Source organism: Marinomonas atlantica, from assembly GCF_001639725.1.
Classification (GTDB): Bacteria; Pseudomonadota; Gammaproteobacteria; order Pseudomonadales; family Marinomonadaceae; genus Marinomonas; species Marinomonas atlantica.
In genome coordinates this window covers 108,421-134,010 of the sequence record NZ_LTAW01000009.1, presented here as the reverse complement: position 1 = coordinate 134,010, position 25,590 = coordinate 108,421, and the positions used below count along the sequence as shown (strand labels likewise).

20 protein-coding genes are annotated in these 25,590 nt (G+C 45.9%); 11 read left to right on the top strand and 9 right to left on the bottom strand.

Annotated features, from left to right (window positions below):
• Positions 1–570: 570 nt before the first annotated feature.
• The 6 genes from AYW75_RS15665 to AYW75_RS15640 all read left to right on the top strand — a co-directional run bounded on the left by AYW75_RS15665 (position 571) and on the right by AYW75_RS15640 (position 7,654).
• Entirely contained in the window at positions 571–1,050 is a 480-nt protein-coding gene (locus AYW75_RS15665; protein WP_067101445.1) for a 2TM domain-containing protein, read from the top strand.
• 32 nt (positions 1,051–1,082) lie between these two features.
• Positions 1,083–2,135 (top strand): Gfo/Idh/MocA family oxidoreductase, encoded by a 1,053-nt coding sequence (locus AYW75_RS15660; protein ID WP_067101441.1) that lies wholly within the window; start codon positions 1,083–1,085, stop codon positions 2,133–2,135.
• Between the two features lie 276 nt (positions 2,136–2,411).
• Entirely contained in the window at positions 2,412–3,536 is a 1,125-nt protein-coding gene (locus AYW75_RS15655) for a TRAP transporter substrate-binding protein (protein WP_067101438.1), read from the top strand.
• A 223-nt stretch (positions 3,537–3,759) separates the two neighbouring features.
• The gene (locus AYW75_RS15650; RefSeq protein WP_067101435.1) at positions 3,760–4,881 is read left to right on the top strand and encodes a TRAP transporter substrate-binding protein; all 1,122 of its coding nucleotides are present in this window, start codon (positions 3,760–3,762) and stop codon (positions 4,879–4,881) included.
• Between the two features lie 235 nt (positions 4,882–5,116).
• Positions 5,117–6,238, top strand: a complete 1,122-nt coding sequence (locus AYW75_RS15645; protein ID WP_067101431.1) for a TRAP transporter substrate-binding protein — start codon at positions 5,117–5,119, stop codon at positions 6,236–6,238.
• Positions 6,239–6,421: 183 nt separating this feature from the next.
• Complete coding sequence (locus tag AYW75_RS15640) at positions 6,422–7,654, top strand: GGDEF domain-containing protein (protein ID WP_067101428.1); 1,233 nt, start codon at positions 6,422–6,424, stop codon at positions 7,652–7,654.
• A 143-nt stretch (positions 7,655–7,797) separates the two neighbouring features.
• On the opposite strand, the gene AYW75_RS15635 is transcribed toward AYW75_RS15640, so the two are convergent.
• The 6 genes from AYW75_RS15635 to AYW75_RS15610 all read right to left on the bottom strand — a co-directional run bounded on the left by AYW75_RS15635 (position 7,798) and on the right by AYW75_RS15610 (position 15,730).
• The gene (locus AYW75_RS15635) at positions 7,798–8,487 is read right to left on the bottom strand and encodes a 1-pyrroline-5-carboxylate dehydrogenase (RefSeq protein WP_067101425.1); all 690 of its coding nucleotides are present in this window, start codon (positions 8,485–8,487) and stop codon (positions 7,798–7,800) included.
• 24 nt (positions 8,488–8,511) lie between these two features.
• Positions 8,512–11,634, bottom strand: a complete 3,123-nt coding sequence (gene putA, locus AYW75_RS15630; protein ID WP_067101422.1) for a bifunctional proline dehydrogenase/L-glutamate gamma-semialdehyde dehydrogenase PutA — start codon at positions 11,632–11,634, stop codon at positions 8,512–8,514.
• A gap of 321 nt (positions 11,635–11,955) precedes the next feature.
• Complete coding sequence (locus AYW75_RS15625) at positions 11,956–12,732, bottom strand: AraC family transcriptional regulator (protein ID WP_067101419.1); 777 nt, start codon at positions 12,730–12,732, stop codon at positions 11,956–11,958.
• Positions 12,733–12,845: 113 nt separating this feature from the next.
• A complete protein-coding gene (locus AYW75_RS15620) occupies positions 12,846–13,802 on the bottom strand; it encodes an NADPH:quinone reductase (protein WP_067101416.1) in 957 nt (318 codons plus the stop codon).
• 19 nt (positions 13,803–13,821) lie between these two features.
• The gene (locus AYW75_RS15615; RefSeq protein WP_082856560.1) at positions 13,822–15,210 is read right to left on the bottom strand and encodes a TRAP transporter large permease; all 1,389 of its coding nucleotides are present in this window, start codon (positions 15,208–15,210) and stop codon (positions 13,822–13,824) included.
• Position 15,211: 1 nt separating this feature from the next.
• Positions 15,212–15,730 carry a TRAP transporter small permease subunit gene (locus tag AYW75_RS15610; protein ID WP_067101410.1) on the bottom strand — a complete coding sequence of 173 codons (519 nt, stop codon included), beginning with the start codon at positions 15,728–15,730 and terminating at the stop codon, positions 15,212–15,214.
• A gap of 315 nt (positions 15,731–16,045) precedes the next feature.
• Here AYW75_RS15610 and AYW75_RS15605 point away from each other — a divergent pair, with 315 nt between their 5' ends.
• The 5 genes from AYW75_RS15605 (at position 16,046) to phoU (ending at position 22,683) form a co-directional block, all read left to right on the top strand.
• Complete coding sequence (locus AYW75_RS15605) at positions 16,046–17,014, top strand: PstS family phosphate ABC transporter substrate-binding protein (protein WP_067101407.1); 969 nt, start codon at positions 16,046–16,048, stop codon at positions 17,012–17,014.
• Between the two features lie 113 nt (positions 17,015–17,127).
• Entirely contained in the window at positions 17,128–19,380 is a 2,253-nt protein-coding gene (locus tag AYW75_RS15600) for an ABC transporter permease subunit (protein WP_067101403.1), read from the top strand.
• Positions 19,380–21,092 (top strand): phosphate ABC transporter permease PstA, encoded by a 1,713-nt coding sequence (gene pstA / locus AYW75_RS15595; RefSeq protein ID WP_197478965.1) that lies wholly within the window; start codon positions 19,380–19,382, stop codon positions 21,090–21,092. Before AYW75_RS15600 ends, pstA begins: the two co-directional genes overlap by 1 nt.
• 20 nt (positions 21,093–21,112) lie before the next feature.
• Positions 21,113–21,943, top strand: a complete 831-nt coding sequence (pstB, locus tag AYW75_RS15590) for a phosphate ABC transporter ATP-binding protein PstB (protein WP_067101400.1) — start codon at positions 21,113–21,115, stop codon at positions 21,941–21,943.
• A 17-nt stretch (positions 21,944–21,960) separates the two neighbouring features.
• Entirely contained in the window at positions 21,961–22,683 is a 723-nt protein-coding gene (gene phoU, locus AYW75_RS15585; RefSeq protein ID WP_067101397.1) for a phosphate signaling complex protein PhoU, read from the top strand.
• A gap of 66 nt (positions 22,684–22,749) precedes the next feature.
• Here the strand turns inward: phoU and AYW75_RS15580 are convergent, their stop codons facing one another.
• The 3 genes from AYW75_RS15580 to AYW75_RS15570 are packed head-to-tail and all read right to left on the bottom strand — an operon-like array spanning position 22,750 to position 25,409.
• Positions 22,750–23,082 (bottom strand): Hpt domain-containing protein, encoded by a 333-nt coding sequence (locus AYW75_RS15580; RefSeq protein WP_067101395.1) that lies wholly within the window; start codon positions 23,080–23,082, stop codon positions 22,750–22,752.
• An 18-nt stretch (positions 23,083–23,100) separates the two neighbouring features.
• Entirely contained in the window at positions 23,101–24,897 is a 1,797-nt protein-coding gene (locus AYW75_RS15575; protein ID WP_067101392.1) for a sensor histidine kinase, read from the bottom strand.
• 2 nt (positions 24,898–24,899) lie between these two features.
• Positions 24,900–25,409, bottom strand: a complete 510-nt coding sequence (locus AYW75_RS15570) for a molybdopterin-dependent oxidoreductase (protein WP_082856559.1) — start codon at positions 25,407–25,409, stop codon at positions 24,900–24,902.
• Between the last annotated feature and the right edge of the window lie 181 nt (positions 25,410–25,590).

Genomic DNA, 25,590 nt, shown 5'->3' with positions numbered 1-25,590 from the left:
TCCCATGTGAGAGTAGGTCGTCGTCAAGCATCATACAAAGGAAGCCCTGATAGCCATGCTGTCAGGGCTTTTTTGTGTCTGCGGTTTTCCTCAACGCATCCACTCAGCTAGATTCCGCACCCCCTTTTGTGTCCCGCTTACGCCCATCTCATGCTTCGACGCGTCAGCGCGTGATATCAAAAGACTGTGCCTGATGGCATCGATCAGAGAAAGCGTTTAGAGCCAAACCATGACTGCGTATTGCACGAGTTTTCTTCACTGTGACTTTTGACATTAAGGTAACGTCATCTAATAGTGTCGCAATATCATCTAGTCATGCCAATAGGTAAGTGCCTGCTTTTTCAACTCTCTCAGTTAAGTCGTTCAGATGTACAGCAGATTCAATAGTATAATGCTACTGTAATGGTGAATGAGTTTATAAGAAGTTCTTTTTACAGTTACTAAAATATAAACTGTTTTCTCTAACTTATTGAAAAATAAAGACTGTCACCAATATGTCAGGTAAGTGTCGTAAGTTTTATTGCTTTCAGCTGTTAGTTTCATGTCTCAAGCAGTGACAAGGATTTTAAGATGATTATCAAAAAGCTTAGATTACAACGAGGATGGTCGCAGGATCAGCTTTCACAGTTGAGTGGACTTAGTATTCGCACTATTCAGCGGATTGAAAGTGGACAAAAAGCTGGTTTGGAATCTCTAAAAGCTTTGGCTGCTGTTTTTGAAACAACAGTGTCAAACTTGCAAGAGGAACCTGATATGACAGTAGCTGACAATCAAACTCAAAAAGTCGATATTGAAGAGCGCTTAGCATTCGCTCGAGTTAAACGAGTGAAAGGTTTTTATATTCACTTGGCACAGTATTTAGTGATTATGACTCTACTTTTTACGATAAACCTTATAACTCGCCCAGAGTATATTTGGGCTTTTTGGCCGTTATTAGGATGGGGTGCAGGTCTTACTTTCCATGGACTTAGAGCGTTCAGTTTAATCAAGTGGTTTGGCCCAGAGTGGGAAAAGCGCCAAGTTGAGAAGTACTTGGGAAGAAAATTATAAATAATCTTTATCAATCACAGCGAGAGAAAAGTATGACAATTCGTGTTGGTATCATTGGATTTGGCTTATCTGGACGAGTTTTTCACGCACCGTTTGTATCGCATCAATCCGCGATGATGCTTTCCTATATCTGCTCTTCGAAGCCTCAAGAGGTCCATCAATATTGGCCTGATGTCACGGTGCTTGGCGATGCCGATGCATTGATTACGGGTAATGACATTGACCTTATAGTGATTACGACACCTAATGAGCTGCATTTTCCACAAGCGAAGTTGGCGTTAGAATCGGGTAAGCATGTATTGCTTGAGAAACCTTCTGTTACGGAAGTGGAGCAAATCGAAGAGTTGTGCCGCTTGGCGTACGATAAAGGGCTAGTCTTTACTGTTTATCAAAACCGTCGCTTTGATGGCGATTTCTTACGTTTAAAAGAGTTAGTTGAAACCTCTGAATTAGGACAATTGAAGCAGCTAGAAAGCCGTTTTGACCGTTTTCGACCGGAAGTGCAAGATCGCTGGCGTGAGCAGCCTGGTGTTGGTACTGGTATCTTCTGGGATCTTGGACCTCATGTGATAGATCAGGTGTTGGCATTGTTGGGAACGCCTGACTGGTTAAGTGCAAGCATAGACACACTTCGTGAAGAAGGGACTGCACCGGATGTGTTCGAAATCGAGTTGGGCTACGGTAAAACTCGAGTTCGGCTTGGAGCAAGCTTATTTGAAGCAGGTGGCATGCGCCGCTTTAATGCTCGCTTTGATGCCGGCAGTTGGCATTGCTTTGGTTTAGACGCTCAAGAAGATGCTTTGCGTGCGGGTGAGTTACCAAGTCAAGATGACTTTGCCAAAGTAGGTCAAAAAGCGATGAGGTATAGTGCGCCTGATCAAAGCAGTATTACTGAGACTGAGGAAGTACTATCTTCAGGTCGTTATGTCGATTTTTATCAGCGTTTAGCGGATGCGATCCTAGATAAAGGCGATGCCCCAGTTTCTAAGCAGCAAGCCTGTGAGTTAGTCTACGCTATGAAGTTAGTAGAGCAGTCGGCGCAATCGGGTGAGCGTAAGACCTGGTATTACACCAGCCCTTTCTAATGTGTCAGCGTACTTACGCACTTTTTGAATGATCACTTGAACCTAACTCAATGAAATTCTATAGGCTGTTTAGATTTTCATTGAGTTGATCAACTATCCGTCATACCATTTCGCGCGCTCTAACTAGAGTGCACTTAAAGCGACTACAAAAACAAAAATACCGCCGTTTCCCCATTCCTATCGTGCTGAGCTTTTTAGCGTTATGGCACGTCAAGCGATACTGCTATATGCCATCAAAGTGCGGGCAATCAGTAACTGTTTTTTCTGAGGAAGATAATGAATAAAATTACAAATTTCGGCAAATCAGCGCTGGCTGGTTTGTTGTCTCTTACGTTAGCGGCTTGTGGTGGTGGTAATGATCCCGTTGCATCGGATACAAATCAAGCCGCGCCAATAGCGAAGGCTAAAACAATTGAGTGGAAAATGGTCACAACTTGGCCGAAAAATTTTCCTGCATTAGGCACGGGAGCGGAGTCTTTAGCGCAAAGCATTACCGCCATGTCGGGCGGCCGTATTAATGTAAAAGTTTATGCTGCGGGTGAACTGGTTCCAGCACTGGAAGCATTTGATGCGGTGTCTCGTGGCACAGCACAAATAGGTCATGCGGCCTCTTACTATTGGAAAGGTAAAGTGCCTGCAGCACAGTTTTTTACGACGGTACCATTTGGTCTAACGGCACAAGAAATGAATGCGTGGTTGTCTCAGGGTGGTGGCCAAGAACTTTGGGAAGAAGTGTATGCACCGTTTAATATCATCCCTATGGCGGCTGGCAACACCGGTACGCAAATGGGTGGGTGGTTTAATAAGGAGATTAATTCTGTTGCCGATCTTAGCGGACTGAAAATGCGTATGCCGGGTTTAGGTGGCGAAGTCCTAGCGGATGCAGGGGTAACGGTTGTGAATATGCCAGGCAGTGAAATGTTTACGGCGTTGCAAACGGGCACCATTGATGCAACAGAGTTCGTGGGTCCATACAATGATTTGGCATTCGGTATTTACAAAGCCGCGAAATATTACTACTACCCAGGCTGGCAAGAGCCCGGCTCAGCGATTGAGACGTTCATTAATAAAGAGGCATTCGAAGCCTTGCCGGAAGATCTGCAGCTGATTGTACGTGCGGCAGCGCGCCAAACCAATGCAGAAATCCTAGATGAATACACTGCGATGAATAACAGTGCGCTAGAGACACTCATTAACGAACATGGCGTTATTCTAAAGCGCTTTCCTGACGATGTTTTAGCGGAGTTCCGTGCATCGACTGATACGGTGATGGCAAAAGTAGCAGCTAATGATCCATTGAGCCAGAAGGTCTACAGCTCTATGAAAGACTTTAAAGAGAAAGTCATGAAATGGAGTGAAATCTCTGAGCGTGCCATTATTAACGCTCGCGCTGCTGATTAATGCTGATTTGCTAGTTCATTACATTTAACCCCTTAATTCTTTGAATTAAGGGGTTTTTTCATACCAATGGCTAATCGTTAAATTGAGCATTTCCCTACGAAATCATAGTATCCTTAAGCACTAATACGTTAGAAACCTGATCATCGCCCCAGAAAGCGAGGCGGTTCTGCGTAATTCGGTTTAGCTGAAGAATAAAGTAACTAGTTTTCTAAGGGATATATTCATGATCAACGCAAAAGCTTTTAGCAAGTGGGCACTTGCAGGAATTACCGCGGCAACTTTGATTGCGTGCGGTGGTTCTGAGCCATCCAACAGTACTGATGTAAAAGCGGTCACAGCAGCCAAGCCGGAAACCATAGAGTGGAAGATGGTCACAACTTGGCCGAAAAACTTCCCTGCATTAGGCACGGGAGCGGAGTCTTTAGCGCAAAGCATTACTGCCATGTCGGGCGGCCGTATTAATGTAAAAGTGTACGCAGCAGGCGAGTTGGTTCCGGCATTGGAAGCATTTGATGCGGTGTCTCGCGGTACAGCACAAATAGGTCATGCGGCCTCTTACTACTGGAAAGGCAAAGTGCCTGCAGCACAGTTTTTCACGACGGTACCATTTGGTCTAACGGCACAAGAAATGAATGCATGGCTGTCTCAGGGGGGTGGCCAAGAGCTTTGGGAAGAAGTGTATGCGCCGTTTAATGTGATCCCTATGGCGGCGGGTAACTCCGGTACGCAAATGGGAGGATGGTTCAATAAAGAAATTAACTCGGTTGCAGACTTGAATGGCTTGAAAATGCGTATGCCAGGTTTGGGAGGCGAAGTCTTAGCCGATGCGGGTGTCACAGTTGTTAACATGCCAGGCAGCGAAATGTTTACGGCACTGCAAACGGGCACCATTGATGCGACAGAGTTTGTTGGACCATATAATGATCTAGCGTTTGGACTCTATAAAGCTGCGAAATACTACTACTACCCTGGCTGGCAAGAGCCTGGTTCAGCACTGGAAACCATTATTAATAAAGATGCGTTTGAAGCATTGCCAGAAGACCTTCAGCTGATTGTCCGTGCCGCTGCTCGTCAAACCAATGCGGAAATTCTAGACGAATTTACCGCAATGAATAATAGCGCTTTAGAAACATTGATTAACGACCATGGTGTTATTTTAAAACGCTTTCCAGATGACGTGTTGGCGGAATTCCGTGCATCAACCGATACAGTGATGGAAAAAGTAGCCGCCCAAGATCCACTGAGTCAAAAAGTGTACAGCTCTATGAAAGACTTCAAAGAAAAAGTCATGAAATGGAGTGATATTTCAGAGCGTGCCATCATTAATGCTCGCGCAGGTGAGTAGCTTGTTTTAAAACTGAATGATGACCAAGCCCTTTAGTCATTGGATTAAGGGGCTTTTTTTGATCAATTATGATGACAAGTGTTGAGCTATTTAGATGTAGAGCATAGTATCATTTGTGAACAATGCGGAAGAAATAAGCTTCTATCTATTCAAAGTCTAGCTTATTGAGTGGCCGCAATTCAGGCGCAAACTGACAAAAAAAAATAAAGTAACGAGTTTTCTGAGGGATACATAAATGATCAACGCGAAAGCATTTAGCAAGTGGACGCTTGCAGGGATCGCAGCTGCAACGTTAGTTGCATGTGGGGGTTCTGAGCAGTCAAGCAGTATGGATACGCAAGCGGCAGCTCCTGCCAAACAAGAAACCATTGAATGGAAAATGGTTACGACATGGCCAAAGAACTTTCCTGGCCTTGGTACTGGTGCAGAAAATCTAGCGAACAACATTACTGAAATGTCTGGCGGTCGCCTGAAGGTCAAAGTATACGCAGCCGGTGAGTTAGTTCCACCGCTAGAAGTGTTTGATGCGGTATCTCGCGGTACGGCTCAAATGGGCCATGGTGCAGCCTATTATTGGAAAGGCAAAGCTCCTGCGGCGCAATTCTTCACAGCGGTACCGTTTGGCATGACTGCACAAGAAATCAATTCTTGGATTTACCATGGCGGCGGTATGAAGCTATGGGAAGAAATCTACGAACCGTTCAACCTAAAGCCACTAACCGCGGGTAATACTGGAGTGCAAATGGGGGGCTGGTTTAATAAAGAAATAAACTCTTTAGATGACTTCAGTGGCCTGAAAATGCGTATTCCTGGTTTAGGTGGCGAAGTTCTTGAGAAGCTTGGTGGCTCGCCTATCAACCTACCTGGTGGCGAAATCTTCACAGCACTGCAAACCGGTACGATTGATGCGACAGAGTGGGTAGGTCCATACAATGACCTTGCGTTTGGTTTGTACAAAGCCGCGAAATACTACTACTACCCAGGTTGGCATGAGCCAGGTTCTGAGATGGAGTTATTGGTCAATAAAACGGCTTATGAAGAGCTACCAAAAGACCTTCAAGCGATTGTTCGTTCCGCCTCTCGCCAAGCAACTCAAGACATGTTGGATGAGTTTACTGCATTGAATAACGATGCATTACAGACGTTAGTAAATGAGCACAATGTTGATCTTCGCCCATTCCCAGAAGACGTTTTAAAAGCACTGAAACAAGCGTCGCATGAAACGCTAGAAGGCGTAGCTGCGAACGACGAGATGAGTAAGAGAGTATACGAATCATTCAAAGCATTCTTAGGCAAAGTATCGCAATGGCATGATGTGTCAGAACGCGCTTACATTAATGCACGTGATTCGGACTAAGCCTTAAATAAGTCAAACGTTTTTTCAAAGCCCTACTTGTAAGAGTGGGTTTTTTTTTTGTGGCTAAGATACATAGCGTTGCAATAATGTTAGAGAGCTTACTGAAAGTGTACATTAAGAGCGTTGACCCAGTATTGGGTACCCCTTAACCTTGTACGAAAATCATACAAAGGTCACAGTGTCATGATTTCCTCCATCATTTATTATTCAGACTCCATTGCGCCATGGAAGGAAGCGCTTAAGGGGTTACTGTGCCAGACCCCCGATGAATTTGGTTGGCAGCGGATCGAATGTCTACAAGATGCCCCGGTATCAGGCATGGTCTTACTGCATGAATCTGATTTTCAGGATGTAGACTTGCCACTAATAGGTGCTCGAAAGGTACTAATGGTACTAAGTCAGTGGGATTTTAGTTTTGCCCTGAAGTGGATTAAGCAAGGCGTTAACGACAGTGTTGGGCAAGAAGATTTGCATCGAATTGCGGCTTGGGTAATAGCCGAGCAGTCACGTAGTGTTTGGCATGAAACACAACCACTCCTCGCACAAAATACGCTGCAAACGGTATTAGACGCGATCCCTGTACCGATCTTTTACAAAGATGAATGGCATATATATCGTGGCTGTAATCAGGCTTTCAGTGATTTTATTGGTGTGCCAAAAAACAAAATTGTTGACCATTCAGTTTACGATATAGCACCTAAAGAGCTGGCCGATATCTATTATCAAGCGGACCAAGCCTTATTGATTTCTGGTGGTAAGCAAGTATATGAAACGTCGGTGAAAAGTGCTCAAGGTGAGCAATTTGAAATCGAATTTAATAAAGCAGTTTTTTATAAAACGAACGGTAAAAAAGGTGGCCAAGTCGGGGTCATGTTAGACATTACCGAACGCAACCGCTTAATGCGTCAGCTAGATCAAGCCAGTCGAACCGATCCATTAACGGGCGTTGGCAATCGACGCGAGTTTAACCTTGCTGTCAGCATTGCCTTAGAAAAGGCGCAAGGACGCTATTATGCCACAAGCTTGTTAACCATCGACATTGATCACTTTAAATTAATTAATGATCAATTCGGTCATAGCTGTGGAGATGAGGCGCTGAAATTTTTAGTACATTGCATCCATCAAGCGAGCCCAAGTTACGCTCGTGTTTATCGCATTGGTGGTGAAGAGTTCTATGTGTTATTGCCTAATACAGATTTGGCGGAAGCTAAACGCGCAGCGGAAAAAGTACGTCAACATATCCCTTCACAATCTCTTATCTTAAAAGGCGAAGAGGTCAAGATGACAGTCTCAATTGGTGCTATTCAACTTGCATCTGAGAGTCAACTAGAGGATTCGTTTAAGCGGGTTGACCAAGCACTTTATGAAGCCAAAATGACCGGTAGAAACCGAGTTTGCCTAGCTTACTATGATTAGAAAGGGTGTACTTTTGGTGTTCAAAAAAAAGCCCTCAGATTCATAGCAATCTGAGGGCTGGACTCGTTTGCGGGAGGAGAAAAGAGCCCCAAATAAAAAAGACAGGGGGTGGAGAGGCTCCCTGTCGTGCGCTCAATACCGTGTTACTCTGCTTTACTGCCTAGCTCAAGCAAAGTAGCGTTACCGCCAATGGCGGTGGTGTTGTTACTTACGGTTTGTTCCGTAACAAAGCGCAAAATATAGTGCGGCGCGGCGATAGTGGTCAGCGCTTGCACGTTTGTCTCTTCTACTAACTGACACAGTAAGCCTGATTTTTGAGCCAGTTGTTTATTCAGGTGCTTGGCTCGATCTGCGTCACAGATAATCGCCACGCCTGCTAGATCTGTTGCATCTAAGATGGAGTCTTGTGCCGACTCAGCCACGTTCTGAATGATGCCTTCTGGGACATATTTAGACATTTGATCCATGATCGCTTGGCCTTCGGGGCCCACCGTAATAATTGGATTACCTGCGATCAATGCTGCAAACACCTGTCCAATTAAACCTACTGACAAATTATCGCCGGATAGGCTGGATTGAACGGCTACCAAAAAGGCACCACGACCGTGGGTAGAAAGCGTATTGCTTTCGCCCGTTGGTCCAGGCATCAGCAAATCTTCGCCAATTTCGTGTTTTGCGTTTTCGATTTGCCAACGTGCCATACTTGCTTGTGCATGGCTTAAGCTAAAAACGGCTTGCTCTAGGCATTCCGCACGACCCGCAACGCCCAAATGGTCCCAAGCTTCAAACACTTGGTTAGCAACTTCGATTTGAATAGGTTTTACAATAGTCATAGGTGTTGTCTCCTGTTAGCCGAATTAAACCAATTGCTCTTTAGCAAAGCGTGGAAGGTAGTGAGGGCCACCAGCTTTCGGGCCAGTACCAGACAAACCTTGACCACCGAACGGTTGCACGCCTACTACGGCACCAACTTGGTCTCGGTTAATGTACAAGTTGCCGACACGAGCGCGTTGAGCGATGTGGGCACATGTGGTTTCGTTACGGCTGTGAACACCCATGGTTAAACCAAACCCTGAGTTATTAATAGTATCGATGACTTTGTCGAGATCTTTCGCTTTGTAACGTACAACGTGCATGATCGGTCCAAATTTTTCATCTTTCAGTTGATCAATACTGCTGATTTCAAAGGCTGTTGGTGCAACGTAAGTTCCTTTTTCGGCCCATTCAGGTAGCGCTGATTGAGCGATTAAACGGCCTTCTTTTTTCATCACTTCAATGTGATCAAGCAGCATCTTCTGAGCTTTTTCATCAATCACAGGGCCAACGTCTGTTGAATGTAAGTAAGGCAAGCCAACGCTTTGCTCTTTCATTGCACCCGCAATCATTGGAATCACTCGATCGGCAATGTCAGCTTGAACAAACATGACACGTAACGCTGAACAGCGCTGACCCGCAGACGCGAACGCAGAGCGAACGGCGTCACGTACAACTTGTTCAGGCAATGATGTTGAGTCGATCAACATAGCGTTTTGACCACCCGTTTCTGCGATCACAGGCACGGGGGCAACACCACGGTTCGCCAAGGTACGGTTGATCAGTTGTGCAGTACCTGTGGAGCCAGTAAATGCCAAGCCTGCAATGGCTTTGTGCTCGGTCATTGGCGCACCTACTGTGGCACCATTACCTGGCAAGAAGTGTAGAACGTCTTTTGGAATCCCAGCTTCATGCAGCATTTGTACAGCACGAAAGGCGATCAAAGAAGTTTGTTCAGCCGCTTTACAGACGACAGAGTTACCTGCAACGAGTGCTGCAGCGACTTGGCCTGTAAAGATCGCTAAAGGAAAGTTCCACGGACTGATACAGGCAAATACACCGCGACCTGTCATTTGTACTTGTTGCGTGTTACCTAGAAAATCAGTGAATGTCTTCGGCGCGGCAAAATTCTGACGTGCTTGTTGAGCATAGTAGTGGCAGAAGTCGACGGCTTCACGTACTTCATCAATACAGTCTTGGATGGTTTTACCGGCCTCGCGATGACATAGTGCCACCAATTCAGCGTAGTTTTCTTCCATCAACTCAGCCATACGTACTAAACAGGCTGCACGGTCATTGGCCGGTGTTTGTGACCAAGCAGGGTAAGCTGCATCGGCTTGTTCAATTGCTTGGTGAACAATTTCTTTGTTAGCCCAATGAACTTGGCCTGCAACAAGGGCATGATCATATGGGCTGTTAACCGCGTGTACATCGGTTGTAGAAACGTTTTCACCGCCAACAATAGGCATGGCTGTCCATTGGGTACTTTGACCCATAAAAGCGTCAACAGAGGCTTTAAAAGGCTTCCACTCAGCTTCGATTTCAATGTTGGGGCCGAATGAGTTCTTACGGTCTTTAAACATGTCTTTTGGCAAGTTGATAAAGGGGTTACGCAGCGTCTTACGGCTTTTCAAGGTTGTCACTGGGTGATCAACCAATTCCGATACTGGGCAACGCGCATCGACCAAACGGTGTACAAAAGAGCTGTTTGCACCGTTTTCTAGCAAGCGACGTACTAGGTAAGGAAGTAGATCTTTGTGGCTACCAACAGGCGCATAAATACGTACGCAAACGTCTTTGTCTTTGATCAGGCGGTTGTACAGAGCATCCCCCATACCATGCAGACGCTGGAACTCGTATTCGTTTGTGGTTGCACCTAAGTTTTCTGCAATCGTCGCAATCGTCGCGATGGTATGAGCATTATGGCTAGCAAATTGTGGAAAAATCCACTCGCGAGCATGCCTGCTCAGTAAGAACTGGGCGCAGGCTAAGTAGGAGACATCCGTTGCTTCTTTACGTGTGTAAACGGGGTAACCGCTTAGACCTCGTTGCTGACAAAGTTTGATTTCAGAGTCCCAGTAAGCACCTTTTACTAAGCGTAGAGGGATGCGATCGCCTACGTCTTTAGCTAGCGCTGCTAGCCAATTTAGAACAGGAAGACAACGCTTTGAGTAAGCCTGTACCACTAGACCAAATAAGTCCCAGCCTTTGGTGCAGTCATCGCGGAACAACTTCTCGAACAAATGCAATGATAGTTCTAAACGGTCTGCTTCTTCGGCATCAATAGTGATACCAACGTTTAAAGAGCGGGCTTTGTTGATTAACTCTTTAACGCTTTCAAACAGTTCTGTCATCACGCGCTCTTCACAGCCTACTTCGTAGCGTGGGTGCAGAGCCGACAGTTTGATTGAGATCGTTGGGCGGTAGCCTTTGCTGTAAGTGTCCTGACCAACTGACTCAATGGCTTGCATATAAGACGTTAGGTATTTATCCGCATCTTGAGCTGTTAACGCCGCTTCACCAAGCATGTCAAACGAATAAGTGTAGCCTTTGTCACGGTAACTTTTACCACGAGATAGAGCTTCATTGATTGAACGGCCTAAAACGAATTGATGGCCCATGATTTTCATGGCTTGGTTCATCGCCTTACGAATCACAGGCTCTGACATACGGTTAACCATACGATTAACCAAATTAGCCGGTTTGCCGTCTTTGGTTTCGTCCATGGAGACGACTTTACCGGTCAGTAATAGACCCCAAGTCGAGGCGTTGACGAAGAACGAATCGGAGTTGTTGGCGTGAGAGGCCCAGTCCGCAACACTTAAACGGTCTTTAATGAAAGCATCAGCGGTTTCTTTATCTGGTACGCGCATTAAGGCTTCTGCTAGACACATTAGCAAGATGCCTTCTTTGGTATCTAGGCTGTATTCCAAAAGTAGGGAGTCGATCATTGACATAGACTCGCCGTCGGCACGTACTTGATCGATCAAGTGAGTGGCCGCATCAGTACTTGCTTTCAGCTGAGCGTCTGTGGGTTCTGCAAGCTTCAGTAACTCTGCAAGCCATTGTTCTTCATCGACACTGTACAGTGGTGAAATGCGGTCCCAAAGCTGGCTGAGCGATTGCTCAAGAATGGTTGGCTGTAACACTTCTAGCGCATTAAACATAGTCGGATTCTCCCACGACAACCGGAAAGCCATGCTTCCGTTTTAAACCGTTTGTATTGTTCTTCAAAGATGTCATGTTTAAGTGTTGCAAAGGCCTACTAAAACTCAAGTTGGCTCAGTGCAACAAAAACGATCTTCTTGTATGAGGGAAATATAGTGATAGGGGGGTTACAGCGTCTTTCGTAATACTCGGAATTTTTTATAAGAAAATCCGATAGAAAAAATAAGTGTTTTTAAAAATGCGTAATTGCGCCAAACAAGCGCGCAAATGAGGTGAAATGCTTTTACATGTGCTGTGATGACGTTTTCGTTGGCGGAACTTTAAAGACCGCGGAACTGTTTTTGGTATTTTAAAGGTGTGATACCAAGCGTTTGAGAGAAGGTGCTGGTCATCGCACTTTGACTTGAAAAACCACTCATTTCGGCCACATGAACAGGCGTATGACCTTCTCTCAAAAGTAGTTGGGCTCGTTCTAAACGCTTACGAATCAAATACTGGTGAGGTGTCATGCCAGTACGCTCTTTAAAGCGCTCATGAAATTGACTGACACTCAAAAAGCAGAAGTTCGCCAGTTGGTTTATTTGTACACGGCGAGATAGATTGAGTTCAATAAATTGATCAAGTTTTTCGATATCTAACTGTTGACCACGAGTTTTAACGTCTTGGCTACCTAACTGATGACGAATGGCGCTGAGTAAAGTATTACCGCAGGCACGCGCTAACAGCATGTCCTCAGGGTACTGTTGCAGTTCACCTGACAGTGCCGATGCAAGAACTTGTAAACGCGGATTAAGCTCGAAATAAGCAGCTTGATCGAATAACCGCGATACTACCTCATACTCTTCGTCGGTAATGGCTTTCTGTGGTGGCACAGGAAGGTTCACCACTAAAATGCGATTGTCGCCCAAACCAACAAACTGATGGCCTTCAGATGACGGCACAACACAGCCGCTGCCCGAACGCATTTGTCGGCCACCTTTGCTGTCTATGTCAAAATCAGTATTACCATCTAACACCACAACAAGCTGGTGATAATCGTGGTCGTGGGTATCGGCCACGCTGGGTAAACTGAATACGTCAGAATCTGAATGGGTCAAGAATGCTGCCTACTTTTTGTTCAAACGAAAGATTAGAAGTATAGCGGTCATGTGGCGGATTGAGTAGAGGGAAGTAGAAGAGGGTGTAAAAACACCCTCAACACAGCGATATTTTATAGCACAATAACTAAGTTACCTTGAGCACCGCTTTTAAGTACGTCTTCGTGAGCTTGTGGCAATTCACTTAACGCATACTCTTTACGCACAACAGGCTTTAAAACACCTTTTTCAAACTGTGGTAGCATCGCTTGGGCAATGCGGCACAGTTCAGCAGGCTTAACATTAGCTAAAGCGACCCCCATCACAGCAGCATCGCGCGCCATCAAATCACGAGGATTAATGTCGACGGTACCGCGGTTGCCAATCACGGCTACTCGACCACCAAATGCTAATGCTTTTAGATCTTGGTCGAGGTTATGATTAGCCAGCATTTCAATGATGACATCGAAACCTGTTTGTAATGATTGGTACGCCGCTAAGTAGCCAACTTGATTATGCATAATCACGGTTTGCACACCTTGAGCACGCAGAAGATTGGCGCCTTCTACTGTTCCAGCAGTCGCTACGACGTCCATTCCAGCAGCAAGCGCCAGTTGAACCGTGGCGATACCAACCGCCCCAGTCGCGCCATGTACTAATACCTTTTCACCTGCTTGAGCATGGGCGCGACCAAATAAGGCGCGATGAGCCGTTGTGTAAGGCACGCCTAAGCAGGCGCCTTCAGCGAAGCTCAGTGCATTGGCTAAAGGAAACGTATGGGTTGGCACACAGACAGCGTATTCTGCTGCCGAACCGGTTAGGTTGCGGGAAAAGTATACGCGCTGACCAAGGCTAAAGTTGGGAACATTACTGCCCACTTCTACGATGGTACCAGCGCCGTCATTGCCCGGAGTATGCGGGAATGAGGCCGTATAGTTGTTCGTGCCAGAGCGGATGTACGTGTCGACAGGGTTAACGCCTGACGCGCCCACTTGAACCAAAATTTGGTCTGCATTAATGCTGGGTTTATCAGCATCCACCAGCGTTAAATCGCTGGCTGGGCCGTAATCGTTCACTTGCATTGCTTTCATAGTGTCTCCTTCTTATTCGTTAACCGTAGACTTTTTCTGGCAACCAAGTTGCTAAGTCTGGCCATACCGCTAACAGTAACAGTACAAATAACTGGATTAAAATAAACGGGATCACGCCTTTATAGATAGACTGCGTTTTCACTTCTGGCGGAGCTACACCGCGCAGGTAGAACAGGGCAAAACCAAACGGTGGCGTTAGGAACGATGTTTGTAAGTTGATGGCCATCATAATTCCCAACCATACAGGATCTAGACCCATTGCCAACAGAACTGGTGCCACAATTGGTACAACGACGAAGGTGATCTCGATGAAGTCCAAGATAAAACCAAGGAAGAACATCACCAGCATCACGATCAGTACCGCACTGATGACACCACCAGGCAGTTGGTTAAAGAACTCATGGATCAGCTCTTCACCGCCAAAGCCTCGGAAAACCAGTGAAAACAATGAGGCACCGATCAAGATCATAAAGACCATACCGGTCACTTTGGTTGTTGTCAGTACACACGCTTTGAGTGTTTGCAAAGACAATTTACCAGACAGCCAAGCTAAAATTGCGGCGCCAAAGGCACCCACACCAGCGGCTTCAGTAGGGGTCGCAAGTCCACCTAGAATCGACCCCAATACTGCCAGAATAAGCAGTAGTGGCGGTACTAAACCTTTAACGACATCGACAAACAATGATGAATCGTCGATACCACGACGCAGCTCCTCTTTGGGGACCGCAGGGGCTTTTTCAGGCTGAAGCCAAGCGACCATTGCCACATAAACGATGTATAAAGACACCAAGAGCAAACCAGGGATTAAAGCCCCAACAAATAGATCGCCAACAGAGACGGTTTTAGGTGAGAAGACGCCCATGTCCAATTGTGCTTTTTGGAATGCGTTGGACATAACGTCACCCAACAGAACCAAAGCGATAGAAGGTGGAATGATCTGTCCCAGTGTGCCTGTTGCACAAATCGTTCCGGTGGCCAGTGCTGGATCATAACCACGACGTAACATGGTGGGTAATGAGATCATCCCCATGGTAACCACAGTCGCGCCGACGATACCGGTGCTGGCGGCCATCAACATCCCCACCAAGATAACTGAAATCCCTAATCCACCACGCATGGTGCCGAACAACATTGCCATGGAATCCAATAAACGTTCTGCGAGCTTGGATTTCTCAAGTAGAACGCCCATGAAGACGAATAAGGGAACGGCGATGAGTGTTTCGTTTCGTACAATACCAAACAATCGATTAGGTAACGCTTCTAAGAAGACCGCATCGAAGGTGCCAAACATGGCGCCACCCGCTGCGAACAGTAGGGCTGTGCCGCCTAAAGAGAAGGCAACAGGGTAGCCAAACAGTAAAAAGACACAGACGACCGCAAAGAGCCATAAAGGTAAAAATTCAGCCACCTTAGTGTGCCTCCGCTTGGTGTTTATTGAGCAGGACGCCGACATTTTTAAGAATGTCAGCAACCCCTTGAATGATCAGCATCAGCATCATCGCAGGAATCAGCGTTTTTAGCAGATAGATAAATGGTAAGCCACCGGGCTCTTGAGAGGTTTCTAAGACACGCCATGAAGCCGCGACGTAATCGATACTCATATAAGCGGTATACCCACAGAATGGCAGTAGGAACAGCAGACCACCTACGACGTTTACCCACGCTTTTTTACGGGGTGAAAACCCTCTGTAGAAAACGTCTACGCGAACGTGTTCGTCATCTTTAAAGGTATAGGCCGCACCGAGCATAAACACCATAGCATGCATATACAGTACAGATTCTTGTAAGGCGATGGAGCCAATACCTAAGCCATAGCGTAACACTACGATCAGACAAGTTAGCAGCATCATTACAAGGGTAAGCCAAGCGACACATTTTCCGACAATGACGGAAATGCTCTCAGCACCACAAATGATTTTGTTAAGCATTTTTAAACCCACAGACTATTTTTTGCTTTTGTAATAAGAAAGGCGGAAAAATCCGAAGCGTCAGTCTATTGGATATCCCTTCTGTTGGGAATATTTGAGCGGGATTTCATGGTAAAAGCACCCTGTATTTAGACTAATAGCTAACCTAGGCTAAATCTTGCTTGGATGAAAAAGATTCAGATTATTTCAGCCTTTAACATTAATGTCACAAAGCCTCTTTATAGTTTGCATTATCGAACGAGAACGAAGTCATTCGGACTCACAATCAAGATTTCGAATCATACCAAACTGACGATAACCATTGAGGTTGAAGTGATGAAAAAATTAGTTGCTACTCTAGCAGTATCTACCCTAGCAGGCGTTTCTGCTAACGTAATGGCAGACGTTGATGCGAACCTACCTTCGTACACGAAAGCAAGTGGCGTATCTGGTAATATTTCAAGTGTTGGTTCTGACACACTAGCGAACCTTATGACACTTTGGGCAGAAGACTTCAAACGTCTTTACCCGAACGTAAACATCCAGATCCAAGCAGCTGGTTCTTCTACTGCGCCACCAGCGCTAACAGAAGGTACTTCTAACTTCGGTCCTATGTCTCGTCAAATGAAAGACAAAGAGATCGCAGCGTTCGAGAAAAAATACGGCTACAAGCCAACTGCAGTACCAGTTGCAATTGATGCGCTAGCAGTGTTCGTACACAAAGATAACCCGATTAAAGGTCTGTCTCTTCCAGAAGTGGATGCCATCTTCTCTTCTACTCGTAAGGGTGGCCACAGCGAAGACATCACTAACTGGGGCGCAACTGGCCTAGATGGCGCATGGGCTAACCGTGATATTCAAATCTTCGGTCGTAACTCTGTATCGGGTACGTACGGTTACTTCAAGAAAGTAGCTCTGTTCAAAGGCGACTACAAAAACTCTGTAAACGAACAGCCTGGTTCTGCTTCTGTTGTTCAGTCAGTGTCTACGTCTCTTAACGGTATCGGTTACTCAGGTATCGGTTACAAAACATCTTCTGTACGCGCGATTCCTTTAGCGAAGAAAGAAGGCGGCGAGCTGATCGCAGCAACACCAGAGAACGCAGCGACAGGTAAATACCCACTGTCTCGCTTCCTATACGTTTACGTAAACAAAGCGCCTAATAAACCACTTGCTCCGCTTGAGCGTGAGTTCGTGAAGATGGTTCTTTCGAAAATGGGTCAAGAAGTGGTAGTGAAAGACGGTTACGTTCCACTACCAGCTAAAGTCTCTGCGAAATACATGAAAGACCTAGGTATTCAGTAATAGCTGGATAACAGGGAAGGTTTGCAGGATGCAATGAAGCAGGGGGGATTTAGTCTCTCCTGCTTTTCCTACGTCCAAACCTGTCACAAAAATGTCATAAAAAGTGAATTCGGATGAGTACAAAAGCGGATCAAAAAGTACCCGAACTGGATTTCGATACGCCAGCGTTAAAGCGTCATCGTAAAGTTCGTGCGTTAAAAGATCGTGGTGCGAGCGTCGGTATTGCCATCGGCGGTAGCAGTGTGATCCTAGCTGTCCTACTGATATGTTTCTATTTGATGTATGAAGTCGCACCTCTATTTTCTGGTGCCAGCATTGAACAGAAAGGCAGCTATAGCTTACCGGTGGAAGAATCCGGTAAAAGCTTATATTTAACCTCAGAAGAGCAAACCGAAATCGGTTTTCGTGTGGCTGAAAACGGCGACATGATTTACTTCAATATTGCCGACGGCAGTGTCATTGAAAATGTTGGTAATCCATTAGGACAACCAACGGCATTTGCTCTGGAATCCGATACCAGTCGTATGATGGCGTTTGCTTATGCAGATGGTCGTGTGCTGGTAGCTAAGCAAAACTACAAAACCACCTACCCTGACGGTGTACGACTGATCACGCCAAGCATTGAATACCCTTATGGTGTAGAAGGTATTCAAGTGGCGGATTTTGCACCACGTCAACTAAGCATCCGTGACAATGACGAGCGTCTAACGTTAGCGGTGATCGGAGATCAACAGGCCCAAGTTGTACGCTTGAATAAAGAAGTCAACTTCATCACGGAAGAAGTGGAGTTAACGGAAGCACGTACAGAGATTCCATTTGTGGAAGGTACACGTGCGCTGCTGATTTCCGGCGACCAACGTTACCTATATGTAGCCGATGTAAATGGCGTGATGTCAGAATTTGACATCCGAGATTTAGCTGATGTAACGACAAAAGACGAAATCGACCTTATTAAAGGTGATGCGCAGCTGGTGTCTTTGCGCTATTTGCTGGGTCAATCATCGGTGATGGTAGCAGACAGCTCTGGTCGCGTGAGCCAATGGTTCAACGTACGTGATGAGAACAATGTTGAGCACTTAACCTACATCCGTGATGTGCAACATCCTACTGGCCTCGTCGACATGGCCATGGAGCATCGTCGTAAAGGTTTTGCGACGTTAGATGACCGCGGTGTTGTATCGATTTTTAACGCAACATCTAGCCGTCAGGTCGTCGATGAGCGAGTGAGTGATGACACCGCAAGGATGATCAGCTTTGCACCACGTGCCAATGGCTTGTTGCTAGAAGACAGCAAAGGCTTGCACTTCTTTGACGTAGATAACGAGCACCCTGAAGTCTCTTGGTCCTCTATCTGGGGTAAAGTGTGGTACGAAGGTTATCAAGAGCCAACGTATACTTGGCAATCTTCAGCGGCGAACAATGACTTTGAACCCAAATACAGCTTAATGCCATTGGCATTTGGTACTATCAAAGCGGCGTTCTACGCCATGTTGATGGCTGTACCTCTGGCTATTTGTGGTGCGATCTACACGGCTTATTTCATGGCTGCGCCATTGCGCCGTAAAATCAAACCGATTATCGAATTAATGGAAGCCTTACCTACGGTTATCCTAGGTTTCTTAGCGGGTCTATTCTTTGCGCCATTCCTTGAAGAGAATTTAGCCGCGGCGTTCAGTATTTTGATTGTACTGCCGGTGGGTATCTTACTGTTCTCATTCATCTGGTCTCGTATGCCAGCTGGCATACGTTGGATGGTACCTGAGGGGTGGCAACCATTGCTTCTTATTCCAGTCATTGTATTGCTTGGCTGGTTCTGTGTAGCAATGAGTCCAGTGATTGAGCTGAACTTCTTTGACGGTAACATTCGTGGCTTCATTACCAATGACCTCGGTATCACTTTCGACCAACGTAACGCGCTGGTAGTCGGCTTTGCCATGGGCTTTGCGGTGATTCCAACGATCTTCTCGATCACCGAAGATGCGATTTTCTCTGTGCCAAAAGCGTTAACTCAAGGCTCTCTAGCATTGGGTGCAACCTACTGGCAAACCATGACACGTGTGGTACTGCCTACGGCGAGCCCTGGTATTTTCTCGGCCATTATGATCGGTATGGGTCGTGCGGTCGGTGAAACCATGATCGTATTGATGGCAACAGGTAACACGCCAATCATGGACTTCAACATCTTCGAAGGCATGCGTACGCTGGCGGCCAACCTTGCGGTGGAAGTACCAGAGTCCGAAGTGGGCAGTTCTCACTACCGTATCTTGTTCTTAGCGGCGTTTGTGTTGTTCGTCTTTACCTTTGTTGTGAACACCATCGCAGAAACCGTGCGTCAGCACCTACGTAAGAAATACGGGTCGTTGTAATGAGTACAGAATTGAAGCAAAAGAAACAAACCGTATCCCAGTGGGTCAAGTCTGGTGATCCATGGGTATGGCTAAACGCCGGTGCTGTTGCGATCTCTGTGATCATGGTGCTGGGGTTACTGGCACTGATCGCCGTACGTGGTCTGGGCCACTTCTGGCCGGCTGATATTAACCAAGGGACGTACAGCTTACCGAGTTCTCAGCCGTACACTTTGATTGCTGAGCGTGTTGAGTCAACTGAAGTACCAGCGGCTCAGCTTCGCGAAGCGGGCATTGATGTGGCGGATCATCATGATTTGATGATGCGTTCACTGATGAAAACCGGTAACCGTGATGTTTATGGCTCGGACTTCCGTTGGATCATTGATGAATACTTCACTGATGTAACGAAGCCTGAAATGCTGTTTGCTGCAGAGCGTCATGAATGGGGTAACTTATATGGCTACCTTCAAGCGGTGAAAGAAGACGGCCAAGTGGTTGCCTCGACGACTGATCTAACGCCGACGGAGTCTGCTTTAGCAACTTGGGCGACATTCGAGCGCAGTATCGAACGTGCAACGACGATCTATGATGACATCCACGAAGTGGAAAAAGACGAAATTGGCGCTATTAACCACACGCTTGAACGTCTTCGTCTAGAGCAGCGTCGCCTTGAGTTAAACGATAAACTAACACCAGCGAAACAAGCAGACATTGATGCACAGCGTGCAGCAGAAGATGCTAAATACCAAGCTTTGCAACAGCGTCTGATTGATCTGTATGCAGAAATCAACCGGGATACGTTTGTGGTTCAAGTGATGGACGGCAGCGTTCACGAACTACAAGTAGCTAAAGTGGTTCGTGCTTACCGACCGAACTCGATGGGTATCGCGCAGAAGATGAGTTTTTACGGTTCGAAAGTGTGGGAATTCCTAAGCGCAGAACCACGTGAAGCCAACACGGAAGGGGGTGTCTTCCCTGCGATCTTCGGTACCGTAATGATGGTGTTGTTGATGACTGTGCTCGTGACACCGTTTGGTGTGGTGGCGGCGGTTTACCTACGTGAATACGCATCACAAGGTTTTGTAACGCGTACGATCCGAATCGCGGTAAACAACTTAGCCGGCGTACCGTCGATCGTGTACGGTGTCTTTGGTTTAGGTTTCTTCATTTACTTCTTAGGTTCTGGTATCGATCAAGCGTTCTTCCCAGAAGCATTACCATCACCAACCTTTGGTACCGGTGGTCTAATGTGGGCATCGATTACGCTGGCATTACTGACAGTCCCTGTGGTGATTGTGGCAACGGAAGAAGGTTTATCGCGTATCCCACGTAATGTACGTGAAGGTTCATTAGCCTTAGGCGCAACGAAAGCGGAAACCTTATGGCGTGTTGTATTACCAATGGCCAGCCCAGCGATCATGACAGGTGTCATTCTAGCCGTGGCTCGTGCCGCGGGTGAAGTAGCACCGTTGATGTTGGTAGGTGTCGTAAAATTGGCGCCGTCATTACCATTAGACGGTAATTATCCGTACCTACATTTGGATCAGAAGTTCATGCACTTGGGCTTCCATATTTATGACGTGGGCTTCCAGAGCCCGAACGTAGAGGCAGCGCGCCCACTGGTATACGCGACTGCACTATTATTGGTAATCGTGATTGCAACACTTAACTTAGCAGCCGTTACTATCCGTAACCACCTACGTGAAAAATACAAATCGCTGGAAATGTAAGACGGCGGAGAGAGACGATTATGAGCGAAACAAGCACACACTCAATTGATATTTCAGCAATGCAACGTAGCCATCAGGCGCTGCGCATTGAAGACGAAAACGTTTGTCTTTCCGTTAAAGACTTACACCTTTACTACGGCGAAAAAGAAGCGTTGAAAGGGATTGATATGATCATTCCTGAGAAAAAAGTCACGGCGTTTATCGGACCTTCTGGCTGTGGTAAATCGACGTTACTACGCTGCTTTAACCGTATGAATGATTTAGTGGATGGCTGTCGTATTACAGGTGAAATTAACCTGCATGACAATAACATCTACGCTAAGGGCACTGACGTAGCTGAGCTGCGTCGTCGTGTCGGTATGGTGTTCCAGAAGCCAAACCCGTTTCCGAAAAGTATCTATGAAAACGTTGCCTACGGTCTGCGTATTCAAGGCATTAACAAAAAGCGCGTGATCGACGAAACGGTTGAGTGGGCATTGCGCTCAGCCGCTCTGTGGGACGAAGTAAAAGATCGTCTACACGAAAGTGCACTAGGCATGTCGGGTGGTCAGCAACAACGCTTGGTCATCGCACGTACGGTTGCTGTGAAACCAGAAGTTTTGTTGCTGGATGAGCCAGCGTCAGCACTTGACCCAATCTCCACTCTGAAGATTGAAGAACTGATTCATGAACTTAAAAATGAGTTCACGATTGCCATCGTAACGCACAACATGCAGCAGGCCGCGCGAGTATCGGACTATACTGCGTTTATGTACATGGGAGATATGGTGGAATTTGGTGATACCAATAGCCTATTTACGAACCCATCAAAACAACAAACCGAAGACTATATTACGGGTCGTTACGGTTAGGATAAGGAACTGCCATTATGCGAGAACTTACTACGGACCATATCTCTCAACAGTTTAACGCGGAACTAGAAACACTGCGTCAGCACTTTCTAACCATGGGCGGTGTGGTTGAGAAACAAGTATCGGATGCGATTCAATCGTTGCTTGAAGGCCAAGGCGACTTAGCAGAAGAAGTGAAAGCCAAAGACAAAACCGTTAACCAATTGGACGCATTGATTGACGAAGAATGTACCCGCATTCTCGCAAAACGCCAGCCTGCGGCAACAGACTTGCGAATGATTCTGTCGATTGGTAAAGCCGTTTCTGAGCTAGAGCGCATGGGTGATGAAGCGAAGAAAATTGCCAATCACGCATTGAAATTGATCAATGAAGGTGAATCACCACGTGGCTATGTGGAAATCAGCCGCATTGGTCAAATGGTGACAAGCATGGTACGTGAAAGCTTAGATGCGTATGCTCGTTTAGACATCGACCTAGCGGTGAGTGTTGCCAAAGCGGACCGTAAGGTCGACCTTGAGTACAAAACAGCGATCCGCTCTTTGATCACTTATATGATGGAAGATCCGCGCTCGATTGGCCCAGTATTCAACGTGATTTGGATTCTACGTTCTTTGGAGCGTATCGGAGATCATTCACGTCATCTTTGTCAGCATCTAGTATACTTAATCAATGGTGTGAACGTGCGTCACGTACCGACTGAAGAGTTGGAAGCGTTGGCAACGGAAGATAAAAAAGTGTAATACTGTATTACATGTCAAAAGGGGCTAAGTTGATGACTTCGCCCCTTTTTTTGTGTCTGTGTTGGCTCAAATAAGCGTATCGATCTCCGCAACAGCTTGCTCATACTCATCTACTGCACTTAGATATAGGTTGCTCAAGTTTTCTGCTTGACCTTGAGAAGCATCCGATTCCATGTGTGCAAACACGCTTGCTAAGGTCGCGAGTGCAAGGTTAGAGCTAGAGGACTTTAAGGAATGACTGAGCTGTTCTACTTGGTGCAAATCGTTTGCTTCAATAGCCGTTTTTAGGTTGACTAGCTTTGTCTGGCTGTCACTAAAATAGCTTTGCTTTACGCGGCTCAGAGTATCGCGACCAATAATATCCATTAGCGTTTTTAGCTGTGCATGGTCTACTGACATAGTAAGGAACTCCTCATCCTAAGAAAGTAACAGGGCTTCAAGTTGGGTCGAGGTAACAGGGTAATAGTAGGTCTTATCCGTCTTAATGTCCGGAAAATTTTGTCTAACGGAGGCAGCGACAATAACTTGACTGCCGAGAGCATGTAGTTGCTCAATGAGCTCTATCTGCTCATCATCAATGACACTTTTATCGGTGATCACAATGCACTCAAAGGGGAGTGCCCGAAGGTTTTTCTGCTGCAACAGACGTACAAGATCCCCTTCAGTGAACAGGGTAACTTGATAATTAAGTTGTTGCAGTAGCGTTATAAACGGTTGATCTAGTAAACTGTCTGACTGCCATAAGGCCACCTTAGCCAGATAACTAGTTTTTTCGGTGGAAGGCGGATTCGTAGAGTCGTCTAACCCCATTGGCAGGTCGATCCAGATCTCGGTACCGGTTCCATAAGAGCTGGAAAAATGCAGTTCTCCACCTAATGCACGTATCAAGTAATGACAAAATGTAAAGCCCATACCCATTTGGTGAATCTGTCCAATGATCGTATTAGTTGGATTATAGGGGTTCTTACGCAAGCCGACTTGAACTTTGTTGGGTAGACCTTCACCAGAGTCGCGTAAGCTAATTTGAACCATCTTGATTGCTTTATTGCCGTGTTTTTCTGGTAAGTTGAAAATAGGTAAAGTCGATGGGCGTACCTGAATCAGCAGCTCAGCATGGTGACAGTAGGGAGCTAAGTTAGAAATTAAGGTGATTAGAATTTCATGCAAACGCTTGAAGTCAGTCTCTACAAACTCGGGCAGTCGTGAGTCAATTTGCGTGATGCCCCGAACCTGATGAGTCAAAAAAATATGTTCTAATGAGCTGATAGCAGAATTGATGCGCTCTCTTAGGTTCCCTTCACTAGTTACTGGAGACATGAGATCGGCCTCGATTAATGTGAGGTCATAATAGCAGTCAAGTTGATTTAGCAACTGATGATTTTGAGTACTTATATGCCCTAAGTGTTCTTGTATCTTTGTGTCTAATGCTATGTGTTTAAATGTGTTTATGTCGCTTATAACATTAGTAAGAACAGGCTTCATATCGTTCACAATGCGACTAATAATATCGACCTTACCAGCCTGTACATCATCGATTCGCTTTCCAAGCCGAGTATTGCGTGACAATGTTTGACGCAGTTCTTTAGAGACGTTGTAAGTAATGTATAACAAGGTCGAAGAGATAACGAAAAGTACCAATGAAACCATCTGGATATACTCCAGATGGATGTCTAAGTCATGCCGGGTTTCTGTGGCCAAATCATTTGCGCCTTGGTTCACAATGACGACAAAATCAGTGATTTGTGAATCCAGAGAACGCAAACGATCCATAATGATTTCTGTTTGATCCAACTGACCCTGTTCAAGACGTTGAATATTGAGACTGATCAGCTCAAGTTCTCCAGCAATAATATTGAGCAGTCGTACTGCTCGGCCATTAGCAAAGTTACGAATGTCACTGCCCAAATCCCCTTTACGTAATAGGTCCACGCGACTGAGTAGTAAGTCGTATTGAAAGTAAGCATTACCTGTGACGGGTAGGTCTGCTTCAGACAGGTCTGATAAATAGTTCATCAGGCGGTAGGTTTGCAATTGCAGTTGCAGTGAGTGCCAACGGGAGTTTTCAAAAACTTGCTGTGAGTTAAGGGTTGAACTGCTGTCAGAGAGAGGAATCAGAGCAAACGTCAGTAATGATGTGATCATCATAAAAACGATCAGCAAGTTTGCTAACCAACGTTTAAACCAAGGTCGTTTGGACTCTGAATCGACGTCCATAATCAGTGTTCTACTCGCATTACTTGAAGCTTATACACTTGCCAAATAGAGCGGCCATAGAAAGCTTCATTGGTTAATGCAGGGTTGTCATCAAAGTTATAAATAACCATTAATGGACCTTTACTACGCACAGGTATAGGTTGCCCATCCATTTCATAGGCAATGATGGCGCCTAATTGAGTAAAGTCTTCCAATGGTATTTCAGTGATGTACTGGTTAAAGGCTGTCAAACGAAGGACACTCCCTTCAATATTCTGCTGTTCAAACAGATCACTCGGTTTAAACCCTTTGAAGTGATGAGCACCTTCTTCCCAAGGGTTATGGGTCGTGATGCTGTGAGATGGTAGCTGTTTAAGTGCGGCTAAATCGAATGTTAATGTATCCTGATCATCGCTGAGATGATTCATGACAGTGAGAAGCGTATTGCCTAGCCTAGCATCACTGGCAGCAAGCGCCATTGTTGTTGTAAGAGTGATGCATAATGAGAATGACCACATGAAAAGACGCTTCATATTCATACCTGTCTTGAGCGAGTAAACGGTTATCAGCTCTGAGTGTATCAAATTTGCTTATAGTGAATAGGGTAAATAGCGTACTAGGCTGTATCTCAAGCGAACTATAGTCACATAGCGTAAGTAATTCGAGGCTTCTCTGGTGTAGCGAAGACATTTTTTTCTTTAAAAATATGCTTAA

Coding starts and splice junctions, on each gene's coding strand:
- AYW75_RS15600 (WP_067101403.1), top strand. CDS start 17,128: ATGAGTACAAAAGCGGATCAAAAAGTACCCGAACTGGATTTCGATACG.
- phoU (WP_067101397.1), top strand. CDS start 21,961: ATGCGAGAACTTACTACGGACCATATCTCTCAACAGTTTAACGCGGAA.
- AYW75_RS15650 (WP_067101435.1), top strand. CDS start 3,760: ATGATCAACGCAAAAGCTTTTAGCAAGTGGGCACTTGCAGGAATTACC.
- AYW75_RS15640 (WP_067101428.1), top strand. CDS start 6,422: ATGATTTCCTCCATCATTTATTATTCAGACTCCATTGCGCCATGGAAG.
- AYW75_RS15635 (WP_067101425.1), bottom strand. CDS start 8,487: ATGACTATTGTAAAACCTATTCAAATCGAAGTTGCTAACCAAGTGTTT.
- AYW75_RS15655 (WP_067101438.1), top strand. CDS start 2,412: ATGAATAAAATTACAAATTTCGGCAAATCAGCGCTGGCTGGTTTGTTG.
- AYW75_RS15620 (WP_067101416.1), bottom strand. CDS start 13,802: ATGAAAGCAATGCAAGTGAACGATTACGGCCCAGCCAGCGATTTAACG.
- AYW75_RS15645 (WP_067101431.1), top strand. CDS start 5,117: ATGATCAACGCGAAAGCATTTAGCAAGTGGACGCTTGCAGGGATCGCA.
- putA (WP_067101422.1), bottom strand. CDS start 11,634: ATGTTTAATGCGCTAGAAGTGTTACAGCCAACCATTCTTGAGCAATCG.
- AYW75_RS15605 (WP_067101407.1), top strand. CDS start 16,046: ATGAAAAAATTAGTTGCTACTCTAGCAGTATCTACCCTAGCAGGCGTT.
- AYW75_RS15660 (WP_067101441.1), top strand. CDS start 1,083: ATGACAATTCGTGTTGGTATCATTGGATTTGGCTTATCTGGACGAGTT.
- AYW75_RS15665 (WP_067101445.1), top strand. CDS start 571: ATGATTATCAAAAAGCTTAGATTACAACGAGGATGGTCGCAGGATCAG.
- AYW75_RS15570 (WP_082856559.1), bottom strand. CDS start 25,409: ATGAAGCGTCTTTTCATGTGGTCATTCTCATTATGCATCACTCTTACA.
- AYW75_RS15580 (WP_067101395.1), bottom strand. CDS start 23,082: ATGTCAGTAGACCATGCACAGCTAAAAACGCTAATGGATATTATTGGT.
- AYW75_RS15610 (WP_067101410.1), bottom strand. CDS start 15,730: ATGCTTAACAAAATCATTTGTGGTGCTGAGAGCATTTCCGTCATTGTC.
- pstB (WP_067101400.1), top strand. CDS start 21,113: ATGAGCGAAACAAGCACACACTCAATTGATATTTCAGCAATGCAACGT.
- pstA (WP_197478965.1), top strand. CDS start 19,380: ATGAGTACAGAATTGAAGCAAAAGAAACAAACCGTATCCCAGTGGGTC.
- AYW75_RS15575 (WP_067101392.1), bottom strand. CDS start 24,897: ATGGACGTCGATTCAGAGTCCAAACGACCTTGGTTTAAACGTTGGTTA.